The sequence below is a fragment of the Paraburkholderia ginsengisoli NBRC 100965 genome (assembly GCF_000739735.1).
Classification (GTDB): Bacteria; Pseudomonadota; Gammaproteobacteria; order Burkholderiales; family Burkholderiaceae; genus Paraburkholderia; species Paraburkholderia ginsengisoli.
Map to the genome: position 1 here is coordinate 1 of NZ_BBJF01000004.1, position 13,041 is coordinate 13,041.

Consider the following 13,041-nt stretch of genomic DNA (forward strand, 5'->3'; position numbering starts at 1 on the left):
TCGCAGGACTTCAACCTCGGCCAGGTCGGCTGGGTCGTTGCAGCACGTGGCGCGCAGGCCGCGCTGCAACGCTCGCGCGAATTGATCTGCGCGGTGCATTGCCATGCGTAAGCGCAGCCGGATGCAATAACCCGCCATTCAACGCAGTGCACGTATCCCCGCGCGCCCTGCGGCGCACAACCCCTACGCAACACCGCATCGCAACGCGAAGTACCGAAGGTTAGAGGGTAAGATGCTACGACCTGCACCCCAGCCTCGGGAGAGTCGTCATGCCACAGCACTTTGACGCAGTCGTGATCGGTACGGGACAAGGCGGCGCGCCGCTCGCCGTACGCCTCGGTGAAAGCGGCCGCCGAACCGCGGTGATCGAACGCGCGGCCTTTGGCGGGACCTGTGTGAATGTCGGCTGCACGCCGACCAAATCGTATGTGGCCAGCGCCCGCGCCGCGCACGTCGCGCGCCATGCCGCCGAACTCGGCGTGCACGTGAGCGGCTCGATCAGCGTGGATCTAGCGGCGGTCAAGGCGCGCAAGGACGGGATCATCGGCCAGTCGCGCGACGGCGTCGAACAATGGCTGCGCGGCGCGGACAACGTCACCGTGTTCAACGGCCATGCGCGCTTCACGGGCGCGCAGTCGCTCGCGATCAGCGGACCGGACGGGCAGGTGCTGGACGAACTCAGCGCCGACGAAATCTACATCAACACCGGCACGCGCGCGGTCGTGCCGCCGCTCGAAGGTCTCGAGCGGATTCGCTACTACACCAACTCCAATCTGCTCGAACTGACCGAGTTGCCGGGTCATCTGGTGATCGTCGGCGGCAGCTATATCGCGCTCGAATTCGCGCAGATCTTTCGCCGCTTCGGTAGCCAGGTGACGGTGCTGGTGCGCGGCGATCGCGTGCTCACCCGCGAGGATGCCGATTTCGCGGAATCGGTGCGCGCGGTGCTCGCGCGCGAAGGCGTCGAGTTCCGCTTCGGCGTGCAGCCGTCGCGGGTCGAGCCGCATCCGCATCGCGCGAACGATGTGTGCATCGGCTTCGAGCAGAACATTCCCGCACTGGAGGCGTCGCACCTGCTGTTCGCGACCGGCCGCGAACCTAATACCGACGATCTCGGCCTCGCCGCCGCCGGCATCGAGGTCGACCGGCACGGCACGATTCCGGTCGACGGCCACTTGCGCACCAATGTGCCGGGCGTGTGGGCGATCGGCGACGTCAACGGACGCGGCGCGTTCACGCATACGTCCTATGACGATTACCAGATCGTCGCGGCGAATCTCGCCAACCCCAACGCGCGCAGCGTCGATACGCGCATCATGGCCTACGCGGTGTTCGTCGATCCGCCGCTTGCGCGCGTCGGCATGTCGGAGGCCGAGGTGCGCAAGAGCGGCCGCGACGCGCTGATCGCGACCATGCCGATGTCGCGCGTGGGCCGCGCCCGCGAACGCGGCGAGACCGACGGCTTCATGAAGGTAATGGTCGACACGCAGAGCAAAAAGATACTTGGCGCGGCGATTCACGGCATCGAAGGCGACGAGGCGATTCACACGTTCATCGACATCATGACGGCGGGCGCGCCGTATCCGACCTTGCAGTACGCAATGCACATCCATCCGACCATCAGCGAACTGGTGCCGACCTTGCTCGACGGCCTGAAGCCGATGCAATGACAGGCGCTGCACGCACGATGAAACGCGCGCTCATCACGGGGAATCTGTTCGATCGCGGGGCATGCGTGGACGCCAATGCGAATGCCGACGTCAACGCCGACGAGCGGATCGACGCGCTCGTCGAGCAGGCCGGCGTGACGATCGAGCGGATCGTATCGACCGGGCAGGCGAGTCCGCCGGGCTTCTGGTACGACAGCCCGCGCGCCGAGTGGGTCGTGTTGCTGAGCGGCGCGGCGGCGCTGCAATTCGAAGACGACCCGCAGCCGCATCCGATGAAGCCCGGCGATCACGTGCTGATCGAAGCGCATTGCCGGCATCGGGTCGCGTGGACCAGCGACACGGAGCCGAGCGTGTGGCTCGCCGTGTACTACCCCGACGGTGTGTCGGACTGAGCGAAGCGTATTGCGCTGCCGCGGGTCGACGCTATACACGGAGTTCGCACCGCTCCGTTTTCTTTCTGCACTCGCACCCATGCCACCCACGCACGCGCATCGACAAAGCGCGACGGCATCGCGGATAATCGGCTGCGGCGCGGATCGTCGGCGAGATGCGGACGGGCTGTGCGCCAATCACATTCATCATCAGGAAACCCACCGATGGGCAAGGGACGAGTCGAGGCCTTCAGCGATGGCGTGATCGCCATCATCATCACGATCATGGTGCTCGAGCTGAAGGTGCCCGAGGGCTTCGATCTCGCTTCGCTGCGGCCGGTGGTCCCGGTGTTCTGCGCGTACGTGCTGAGCTTCATCTACGTCGGCATCTACTGGAACAATCATCACCACATGTTCCATGCGGTGCAGAAGGTCAACGGCAGGGTGTTGTGGGCCAACCTCCATCTGCTGTTCTGGCTGTCGCTGCTGCCGGCCGTCACGCATTGGGTCGGCGAAAACCATCTGGCCTCCTGGCCGACCGCGATGTACGGCGTCGTGCTGTTCATGTCGGCGATCGCGTATTTCATTCTGATGCGTGTGCTGATCCGTGAACACGGCAAGGAGTCGACCCTCGCGAGAGCGATCGGCAACGACTTCAAGGGCAAGGTGTCCGTCGTGCTCTATCTGGTCGGTATCGGAATCGCGTTCGTGTTGCCGTGGGGATCGGCTACGCTCTATACGCTCGTCGCCGCATGGTGGCTGATTCCGGATCAGCGCATCGAACACGTGCTGGGATCGTAAGTGCTGCTCACGCTCAAGCTCCTGCTGGTGCCGGGTTTTCTTGCCGCGCTGACGATGGCCGGGCGCGTGTGGGGGCCGTCGGTGGCGGGGTGGCTGGCGGGGCTGCCGGTCGTCGCCGGGCCGATCGTGCTACTGCTCGCGCTGGAGCGTGGGCCGTCGTTCGCGGCGCAGGCGTCGGCGGCATCGATCGCGGCGATCGCCGCGTCGGAAGCGTTCAATTTCGCGTACGCGTGGACCTGCCGGCGCTTTGCGTGGCCGCTCGCGCTGGCCGCGGGCATGGCCGGCTGGCTCGGCGTCGCGCTGTTGCTCGTGCGTCTGCCCGGCTCGCTGGTGTGGGCGCTCGCGGCGGCGTGCGCGGCGGTGGCGGTGTCGCAAAGCGGCTTGCCGCGCGTGACGGGCCATGTGCCGGCGGCGCGCGTCGGCATCGTCGATCTAACCGTGCGCATGCTTGCCGGCGCCTTGCTGACGGTCGCGGTGACGACTTTGTCCGCATCGATGGGTGCGGCCTGGAGCGGGTTGCTGTCGGTGTTTCCGTTGCTCGGCATCGTGCTCGCCGTATCGGCGCAGCGCGCGCACGGCGCGGACTTCGTCGCGTTGCTGATGCGCGGCATGGTGATCGGGCGCGGCTCGTTCGCGGCGTTCTTCGCGGTGACCGCGACGATGCTGCCGCACGAAGGCGTGGGCGTGAGCTTCGCGTGCGCGGCGCTGGCGTCGATCGTCGTGCAGGGCGCCACGCGGCGCATGCTCGGTTCACGACGGCCCGCGCAGGCGGCGGTGTCGCGCGAGCTTGCCGGACAACAGGTGGACTGAGGCCGTTGGGCCGATACCTTTCCCTAAGCCTATGACTTCGCGCAAATCAGGCTCTTCGCTGACCCGCATCGGACTCATCTCCGACACGCACAACCTCGTGCGTCCCGAAGCGCTGCACTATCTCGCGGGCTGCGACGCGATCATCCATGCGGGCGATATCTGTAATCCGGCCGTGCTCGACGCGCTGAGGCAGATCGCGCCGGTCACCGCGGTGCGCGGCAACAACGACACCGGCGAGTGGGCCGCCGCGCTGCCGACGCTCGCGAGCCTGACCGCGCAGCAGGTGACGATCCGCGTCGTACACGACATCGCCGATCTGGGCGCCGATCCGCGCAATGAAGGTGTGCGCGTGGTGGTGAGCGGCCATTCGCACAAGCCGTCGATCGTCGAGCGCGACGGCGTGCTGTTCGTCAATCCCGGCAGCGCGGGACCACGGCGTTTCAAGCTGCCGATTTGCGCGGGGCTGTTGATTGTCGAAGGCGCGCAGGTGAGTGCGTCGTTCGATTCACTGCTGACGTAAAAAAACGGGCCGGCAAAAAATTTGCCGGCCCGTTTCTCAATTGTGCGCGCCTGGAGTTTTGCGCTCAGAACAGCGCACCTTGCGCAGCGTACCTCGTGCAGCCTGATCGACGCCGCGCCGTGGAACCACCGGCGCGACCCTCGGTCACGCACGCGCCGTCGCAGCCGCCGCGTAACGCTCATCCATCTCTTCGGCTTCACGCTCGCCGCGCAGCACCGCATGCGCTTCGGCGCGCGTGGCCACGCACGGGCCCGAGCCGAGCAGCGGCTTGCGCGCGGTTTCGCGCAGCGCCAGCACCGACACGATACCGATCAGCGACGCACCCATCAGGTAGTAGGCGGGCATCATCAGATTGCCGGTACGGTCGACCAGCCATGCGGTCACGAGCGGCGTCGTCCCGCCGAACAGCGACACCGAGATATTGAAGCCGATCGCGAGCGCGCCGTAGCGGATCTTGGTCGGAAACAGCGCCGGCAGCGCCGACGGCATCACGCCGGTAAAGCACGACAGCAGCGCGCCGAGAATCATCAGGCCGCTGAACACCGGCAGCACCGTGCCCATGCGGATCAGAAGCAGCGCGGGAATCGACAGCGCGAACAGCCCCACGCAACCGAACAGCATCACCGGCTTGCGGCCGATCGTGTCGGACAGGCGGCCGGCGGCGAGCGTCATCGGCATCATCAGGACCATCACGAGCAGCACGAGGAACAGGCCGTGCGTTTCGTTGAAGTGCAGCGTGGCCGACAGATAGCTCGGCAGATACGACAGCGCCATGTAATCGGTGACGTTGAAGATCAGCACGAGGCCGACGCACAGCAGGAGCGGCTGCCATTGCTGCGCGAGCAGTTGACGGAACGACTGCTTGGGCAGCGCCTTGTCTTCCGCTTCGCGTTGCTCGGCCTGCTTCTTGAACGCCGGCGTTTCTTCGAGCTTCATCCGGATGTACAGACCCACCAGACCCAGCGGACCCGCGATCAGGAACGGCACACGCCAGCCCCACGAGAGCAGCGCGTCGTTCGATAGCGTCGCGGTCAGCACGGCCACCGTGCCCGCGCCGAGCACGTAGCCGATCAGCGTGCCGAACTCGAGGAAGCTCCCCATGAAGCCGCGGCGCTTGTCGGTCGAGAACTCGGCGATGAAGGTCGCGGCGCCGCCGTATTCGCCGCCGGTCGAGAAGCCCTGCACCAGACGTGCGACCAGCAGCAGCACCGGCGCGAAAATGCCGATCGTCGCGTAGCTCGGAATCAGGCCGATCGCGAAGGTGCCGAGCGCCATCATGATCATGGTCATCGCCAGCACGCGCTGACGGCCGATGCGGTCGCCCAGCGGCCCGAACACCATGCCGCCGACCGGACGCACGAGGAACGCCGCGGCGAACGTGCCGAAGGTGGCGATCAGCTGCGCGGCCGGACTCGCCGACGGGAAGAACACTTTGCCGAGCGTGACGGCGATGTAGCTGTACACGCCGAAATCGAACCATTCCATCGCGTTGCCGAGCGCCATCGCGCCGACCGCACGCTTGAGGAGGGATTTGTCGACGACGGTGATGTCGTCGAGAGAAAGGCGTTGTTCTTCTTTGTGATGTCGCCAGAAGCCGTAGCTGGAAGCCGTCAAGTTGAAAACTCCAATGACTGCGACGAAACTCATGATGCGCATGAACGTTCCGCCACGGTTGCTGGGAAGTGTCGTTTCGTGAGCAAGGCGATGACTTCTCCGCCGCCGGAACCGGCAGTGCAGAGCAGGCGCAAAAGAAAACAGAACGCCCGTGCCTCGCGAGACATGTCGCGAAAAAACACTCGTCTAGATTGTGCTGACTGTCGCACCTGCGTGGCCGTGGAAGGGGGGCAGGTACATGAGGACGCCGGGGTGGCTGGAAGCTGGCCCGCGCGCCGCTGGAAGGCTTGAAACGAAAAAGGCCGGTTGCTTTATTCGCCTCTCATGAGCGCTCATTGAGCGAGACGAGACGGGAAACGACCGACGAGCCTTCTTGTGTAAAAACGATTCGATTCAGCGCGGCACAAGGGTTGCGGCCAACGGTGAAACGAAAGGTCAATGAGGGTGAATTGCAGTTGGAACGATGCACATGATAGCACGATGACGGATGATCGTGCAAACCTTCTGTCCGGCGAGGGTCCGGCCGGCGCGCTCGATCCCTTGCCAGGTGGGGGATTGCGGCGGATTTGGCGGCGGGCTGGAGGTGAGTGAAATTGAACCGTTTAGCTCATTTTGCGGCGGCGCGCCGGCGCGGAGAATGACTTCGGAGGGGTGGCGAAAAGGTCGCAAAAAAGCCGACGAAGCATGCCACCATCCGGACGCAAAGCGACCATAACAGAGCGGCGCAGTGGGATCAGAAAGACGAAAAAAATCCGCGCTCGCGGCGCGGATCCGGTCGATGCGACGAGCGGCGCCAGTAGCGCCTGTCGAGGCTCAGGCCGATGGCGGCACGTAACCCTGCGCGGTATCCGCACCTTCGCCGAAGAAGAACTTCTCGGTCTGCTTCATCAGATACTGGCGCGCGCGCGGATCGGCCATGTTCAGGCGGTTTTCGTTGATCAGCATGGTTTGCTGCTTCAACCAGGCCTGCCAGGCTTCCTTCGAAATGCTTTCGTAGATCCGCTTGCCGAGTTCGCCCGGCAGCGGCGGGAAATCGAGGCCTTCGGCTTCCTTGCCGAGCTTTGCGCATTGAACCATACGAGTCATGCTGTGCTTCTCCTATCGATGTGGGGGCGGGCAGTCGCTTTATATGAGGCCGCTCAGAGCTGCTTCATCAGCACGAGCGACTTGCGCTGCCAGTTATAGAGTCTGCGGCGGTCTTCAGGCAGGTCGTCGACCGTGACCTTGACGAAGCCGCGCTTGAGGAACCAGTGTTCGGTGCGCGTGGTGAGCACGAAAATGCGCGTCAGGCCGCGCGCCCGCGCTCGCTGCTCGATGCGCTTGAGCAGACGCTCGCCGTCGCCGGTGCCTTGCGCTTCGGGCGCGACCGTCAGGCACGCCATTTCGCCGATGCGCTCCTGCGGATACGGATACAGCGCCGCGCAGCCGAACAGCACGCCATCGTGCTCGATCACCGAGAAGTGATCGATATCGCGTTCGATCTGGTGGCGGCCGCGCCGCACGAGCGTCCCGTCCGCTTCGAGCGGCTCGATCAGCGAGAGAATGCCGCCGACGTCGTCCGGCGTCGCTTCGCGCAGGCTTTCGAGGTTCTCGTACGAGATCATCGTGCCGACGCCGTCGTGCAGGAACAGTTCGAGCAGCAGGCTGCCGTCGAGCGCGTAGGGGATGATGTGCGCCCGTGCGACGCCGCCGCGGCACGCGCGGATCGAATGCTTCAGATAGAAGCCAGCGTCGCCGGTGACTTCGCCGCTTTCGTGCAGCTTGTACGCGTCGTCGAGCGACAGTTCGCGCAGCAGTTCGGGGCCGTCTTCACCGGCTTCCATCAGGCCCGGCGTCTCGGTCAGGAACACGATCTTGTCGGCGCGCAGCGCGATCGCTGCCGCCGACGCGACGTCTTCCATGGACAGATTGAACGCCTCGCCGGTGGGCGAGAAGCCGAGCGGCGACAACAGCACCAGCTTGCGGCTCGCGAGCGAGTGGCGGATCGAATCCGCGTCGATCTTGCGGACCACGCCGGTGTGCGCGAAGTCGACGCCGTCGAGAATGCCGACCGGGCGCGCCGTCACGAAATTGCCCGACACCACGCTGATGTGCGCGTGCGCCATCGGCGTGTTCGGCAAGCCCTGGCTGATCGCGGCCTCGATGTCCAGACGCACTTCGCCCGCCGCTTCTTTCGCGGATTCGAGCGCGCGCGCGTCGGTGATGCGCATGCCGTGCGAGAACTCGGACTCCACGCCGTGCAGGCTCATCTGCTCTTCGACCTGCGGTCGCGAGCCGTGCACCAGCACGATCTGGATGCCCATCGCCTGAAGCAACGCGATGTCGGACACCAGCGCATTCAGGAGCCCCTGATGCACCACCTCGCCGCCGAAACCGACGACGAACGTCTTGTTACGGAATGCATGGATGTAGGGGGCGACTGAACGCATCCAGTCGACGAATTGCGCATGCTGTGCGAGGTTTTCCGTTGCTCCGGCGGGGGCCGGAACGCTCGCGGGCGCGGGGACGAGGTCGGTTTGGGAATTCATGCCGGGGATTATAATGCGCCCCCATGTCGAATGTACCCAAAAGTCCCGCTGCGGCGAACGAGAATCCGGCGCCGGCCGCCGATCAGATGAACACCGGCGACGCGAAGCGCCGTCCTGCGCAGGACACCGAGCCCAACACGCCGCACGCGGCGCGCGAACCGCATCGTGCGGGAGAAGGCGCGCAGGTGCCGGCGCAGGAAAATAAATCGCCGCGCGAGCGCGACTCGCGTGCGCGGCACACCGCCGGCAGCGGCGCTTCACAAGCTGCACGCGGTGACGTTCGCGCCAATCAGCAGAGCCGCGGGTCGGCGCCGGGCGGTGAGGCGCGGCGCGAAGCCGGCGCCCCCGCCCGGAAAGCGCCGCGAGAGGGCGGTGCCGAACGCGATGGCGGGCGCCGCGAATCGCGGGAAGCGCATGAAGCAGGTGGGGCAGGCGGTTCGCGCGAGCTGCGTGAACCGCGTGAGCCACGCCTTCCCCGCGCCCCGCGAGCGGCGCGCGTCGTCGAACCGAATCCGATTCCGCCGATCACGTTCCCCGAAGCGCTGCCGGTCTCCGGCCGCCGCGACGAGATCGCCAAAGCGATCGCGGAGAATCAGGTGGTGATCGTGTCGGGTGAGACGGGCTCCGGCAAGACCACTCAGTTGCCGAAAATCTGCCTCGCGTTAGGGCGTGGGCTCGGCGCGGGCGGCGCGGGTCTGATCGGCCACACGCAGCCGCGCCGGATCGCCGCGTCGGCGACCGGGCGGCGCATTGCCGAAGAACTCGGCACGCCATTCGGCGAAGTGGTCGGCTACAAGGTGCGCTTCACCGACAACCTGTCGCCGGGCGCGTCCGTCAAGCTGATGACCGACGGCATCCTGCTCGCCGAAACGCAGACCGATCCGCTGCTCAAAGCGTACGACACGCTGATCATCGACGAAGCGCACGAGCGCAGCCTGAACATCGATTTCCTGCTCGGCTATCTGAAGGAAATTCTCGCGAAGCGTCCCGATCTGAAGCTGATCGTGACGTCGGCGACCATCGACGCCGATCGCTTCGCGCGCCATTTCGGCAGCGAAGAGAAACCCGCGCCGGTGATCGAGGTGAGCGGGCGGCTCTATCCGGTCGAGGTGCGTTATTGCCCGGTCGTCGAGGACAGCCCGGCGGTGAAGGCGGCGCAGGGGACGTCGTCTGGCGCATCGTCATCGCGTGGCGACAGGCCGAAGACCCAGCGCGAGACCGATCGCGATCTGATGGACGCGATCGTCGACGCGGTCGACGAACTGTGCCGCGAAGGTCCCGGCGACGTGCTGGTGTTCCTGCCCGGCGAGCGCGAGATTCGCGATGCCGCCGAAGCGTTGCGCAAGCACCACCCGCCGCATACGGAAATCCTGCCGCTGTTCGCGCGGCTGTCCGCGGCCGAACAGGAGCGCGTGTTCCGCACGTCGAACGCGCGCCGTATCGTGCTGGCGACCAACGTTGCCGAAACCTCGCTGACGGTGCCGGGCATCCGCTACGTGGTCGACACCGGTCTCGCGCGCGTGAAGCGCTACTCGTATCGCAACAAGGTCGAGCAGCTGCAGGTCGAGTCGATTTCGCAGGCCGCCGCGAATCAGCGGGCCGGGCGCTGCGGCCGCGTCGCCGATGGCGTGTGCATTCGTCTCTACGAGGAAAGCGATTTCCAGGGCCGCGTGCGCTTCACCGATCCGGAGATTCTGCGCTCGTCGCTGGCGTCGGTGATCTTGCGGATGAAGTCGCTGCATCTGACCGCGATCGAAACCTTCCCCTTCATCGAGCCGCCGCCGGGCCGCGCGATCGCCGACGGTTACCAGTTGCTCAACGAGCTCGGCGCGGTCGACGACGACAACCAGCTCACGCCGCTCGGCCGCGAACTCGCGCGGCTGCCGCTCGATCCGCGCGTCGGCCGGATGATTCTCGCCGCGCGCGATCAGCAGGCGTTGAAGGAAGTGCTGATCATCGCCAGTGCGTTGTCGGTGCAGGATCCGCGCGACCGGCCGATCGAAGCGCAGGAGCAGGCCGACCAGGCGCATCGCCGTTTCGCCGACGAGCGCTCGGAATTTTTGCAGTGGCTAAAAATCTGGAACTGGTTCGAAGAGGCAATTGCGCACAAGAAGTCGAACAAGCAGCTGCACGAGGAGTGCCGCAAGAACTTCCTGTCGCAACTGCGGCTGCGGGAATGGCGCGACGTGCACTCGCAATTGCTGACGGTGGTGCGCGAGCATGGCTGGCGCATCAACGACGCTGAGGCGACTTTCGAGCAGATCCATCTGGCGCTGCTGACCGGTCTGCTCGGCAACATCGGCCTGAAAGCCGACGACGAACCGTACTATCTCGGCGCGCGCGGCATCAAGTTCTATCTGTGGCCTGGCTCGGCGCTGGTGAAGAAGGCGGGCAAGTGGGTGATGGCCGCCGAACTGGTCGAGACGAGTCGTCTGTACGCGCGCTGCATCGCGAAGATCGAGCCCGAGTGGGTCGAGAAGATCGGCGCGCATCTGCTGAAGAAATCGCTTTCCGAGCCGCATTGGGAGAAGCGCGCGGCGCAGGTGTCCGCGTTCGAGCGCGCGATGCTCTATGGCCTGCCGATCTATCACCGGCGGCGCGTGAGTTTCGGCAAACAGGACCCGGCGCGCGCGAGAGAGTTGTTCATTCGCGGCGCGCTGGTCGAAGGCGAGTTCGATACGAAGCTCGCGTTCTTCGCGCACAACCGCAAGCTGCTCGCCGACATCGAGCAACTGGAACACAAGTCGCGCCGTCAGGACGTGCTGGTCGACGACGAACTGATTTTCGCGTTCTACGATCAGGCGTTGCCTGGCGGCATTTACACCGGCGCGTCGTTCGAGCGCTGGTATCGCGACGAGGTGAAAAAGAGCGGCCAGCCGGAAGACAAGCTGCGCCTGCTGTATCTGTCGCGCGATGATCTGATGCGCCACGAAGCCGCCGGCGTGACGACCGATCTGTTCCCGAAACGGATGACGATGGCCGGCGTCGAGATGGCGCTCAGCTATCACTTCGAACCGGGCTCGCCGCGCGATGGCGTCACGCTCGCCGTGCCGCTCTACGCGCTCAATCAGGTCGACGCTCGCCGCTGCGAGTGGCTCGTGCCGGGCATGCTGAAAGAGAAGACGCAACTGTTACTGAAATCGTTGCCGCAGAAGTTGCGGCGGCATTGCGTGCCGTTGCCGGAGTACGCGGCCGGTTTCGTCGATCGGCACAGCGGCCCGAAATTCGGCGCGGGCGGTTTGCTGGAGTCGTTGATCGCCGATATTCGCGAGCAGACCCAGGTCGCGATGAAGCAGTCGGACTTCAAGCTCGAAACCTTGCCGCCGCATCTGTTCATGAACTTCAAGATCGTCGACGAGCACGGGCGGCAGCTCGCGATGGGGCGCAATCTGTCGCAGCTACGCGCCGAACTCGGCGGGCAGGCGCAGCAGCATTTCCAGAAGATCGCGTCGAGCGCGGCGGGCGCGGCGTTGGCGGATGCGGGCGGCGGGGGTGTTGCGACGCCTGCGCAAGGAGCCGGTGCGGCAGGTGGGGCCGGTGTCGCGCGTGGCGGCGCTGCGCAGCGCGGCAAGGGCGCAGCGGTGGCCGGTCCGCAAACCGCGTTGCAAGAGGGGGCGGGGGGCACCGCGCTTTACGAAAAACTCACCACGTGGAATTTCGGCAAGCTTCCCGAGTTGCTCGAGATTCGCCGCGGCGGGCAGACGCTGTTCGGCTATCCGGCGCTGGTGGATCGCGGCACGCATTGCGATGTCGAAGTGTTCGATTCGCCGGATGAGGCCGCCCGGATTCATCGCGCGGGATTGCGCCGGCTCTTCGCCTTGCAGTTGAAGGAACCGATCAAGTATCTGGAGAAGAACCTGCCCGGCCTGCGCGAAATGGCGATGCAGTTCATGCCGCGCGGCACGCAGGAAGAACTGCGCGACCAACTGATCGATACCGCGCTCGATCGCGCGTGTCTGCAAGACCCGCTGCCGGACGACGACGTCAGTTTCCACACGCGACGCGACGAGGGACGCAGCCGCCTGACGCTGCTCGCGCAGGAGATCGCGCGGCTGGTCGGGCAGATTCTCGGCGAATACGCGAGCGTGACGAAGAAGCTGGTGCAGGCGAAGTCGTTCACGGCCGCGTATGCCGACATGCAGAGTCAGCTGGATGGATTGATCGGTAAGCGCTTCGTGGTCGACACGCCGTACGCGCAGTTGGCGCACTTTCCGCGCTATCTGAAGGGAATGGCGCTGCGTATCGACAAGCTGAAGGCGGAGCCGCCGCGCGACGCCCGGCAGTTTGCGGAGTTTGCGCCGCTGCTGCAGAACTATCAGCGTGCGGTGGCGCAGCGTGGGGGTGTGCTGGACCCGCGCTTGTCGGAGTTTCGCTGGCTGCTGGAGGAGTTGCGGATCTCGCTCTTTGCCCAGGAGTTGCGGACGCCGATGCCGGTTTCGGTGAAGCGGTTGTACAAGGTTTGGGAGTCGATGCAGCGGTGAGTGGTCGGAGTTGATTCCGGCGTGGTGGAAGGGCAGGGGTGCTCGTTGTGCATTGTCTGTGTACTGCCGACGCGTTCTACACTCCTGACGGCTTCGGCTTCGGCTTCGGCTTCGGCTTCGGCTTCGGCTTCGGCTTCGGCTTCGGCTTCGGCTTCGGCTTCCAGGGGCGGCTGCTGTTGCCTGTGTGCGAGGCCGTCGCCTCGCGCGGACGACGCAGTGCGTGACTTCATTCCTCGTGAGAACGAA

Annotated in this window: 10 protein-coding genes; 7 read left to right on the top strand and 3 right to left on the bottom strand. The window is 65.5% G+C overall.

All coding sequences use genetic code 11. The features are described from left to right. The first annotated feature begins 269 nt into the window (after positions 1–269). The 5 genes from BGI01S_RS04205 (at position 270) to BGI01S_RS04225 (ending at position 4,172) form a co-directional block, all read left to right on the top strand. A complete protein-coding gene (locus BGI01S_RS04205) occupies positions 270–1,670 on the top strand; it encodes an FAD-containing oxidoreductase (protein ID WP_042322686.1) in 1,401 nt (466 codons plus the stop codon). A gap of 17 nt (positions 1,671–1,687) precedes the next feature. Next, entirely contained in the window at positions 1,688–2,062 is a 375-nt protein-coding gene (locus BGI01S_RS04210; protein WP_042324364.1) for a cupin domain-containing protein, read from the top strand. A 204-nt stretch (positions 2,063–2,266) separates the two neighbouring features. Next, on the top strand, positions 2,267–2,842 hold the full coding sequence (locus BGI01S_RS04215; protein WP_042322689.1) for a TMEM175 family protein: 576 nt from the start codon (positions 2,267–2,269) through the stop codon (positions 2,840–2,842). A 3-nt stretch (positions 2,843–2,845) separates the two neighbouring features. Continuing rightward, positions 2,846–3,652 (top strand): hypothetical protein, encoded by an 807-nt coding sequence (locus BGI01S_RS04220; protein ID WP_042324365.1) that lies wholly within the window; start codon positions 2,846–2,848, stop codon positions 3,650–3,652. A 31-nt stretch (positions 3,653–3,683) separates the two neighbouring features. After that, complete coding sequence (locus tag BGI01S_RS04225; RefSeq protein WP_042322692.1) at positions 3,684–4,172, top strand: metallophosphoesterase family protein; 489 nt, start codon at positions 3,684–3,686, stop codon at positions 4,170–4,172. Between the two features lie 144 nt (positions 4,173–4,316). Here BGI01S_RS04225 and proP read toward each other — a convergent pair whose 3' ends face one another. The 3 genes from proP to argA form a co-directional block, all read right to left on the bottom strand. Continuing rightward, the gene (proP, locus tag BGI01S_RS04230) at positions 4,317–5,819 is read right to left on the bottom strand and encodes a glycine betaine/L-proline transporter ProP (RefSeq protein WP_232624368.1); all 1,503 of its coding nucleotides are present in this window, start codon (positions 5,817–5,819) and stop codon (positions 4,317–4,319) included. 780 nt (positions 5,820–6,599) lie between these two features. Then, entirely contained in the window at positions 6,600–6,872 is a 273-nt protein-coding gene (locus BGI01S_RS04235) for an oxidative damage protection protein (RefSeq protein WP_007181244.1), read from the bottom strand. A gap of 53 nt (positions 6,873–6,925) precedes the next feature. After that, on the bottom strand, positions 6,926–8,314 hold the full coding sequence (gene argA / locus BGI01S_RS04240) for an amino-acid N-acetyltransferase (protein WP_042322694.1): 1,389 nt from the start codon (positions 8,312–8,314) through the stop codon (positions 6,926–6,928). Positions 8,315–8,337: 23 nt separating this feature from the next. On the opposite strand from argA, the gene hrpA reads away from it, so the two are divergent. Continuing rightward, positions 8,338–12,795 (top strand): ATP-dependent RNA helicase HrpA, encoded by a 4,458-nt coding sequence (gene hrpA / locus BGI01S_RS04245; protein ID WP_042322697.1) that lies wholly within the window; start codon positions 8,338–8,340, stop codon positions 12,793–12,795. Between the two features lie 38 nt (positions 12,796–12,833). Beyond that, positions 12,834–13,019 (top strand): hypothetical protein, encoded by a 186-nt coding sequence (locus BGI01S_RS04250; RefSeq protein WP_042322698.1) that lies wholly within the window; start codon positions 12,834–12,836, stop codon positions 13,017–13,019. Positions 13,020–13,041: the final 22 nt, after the last annotated feature.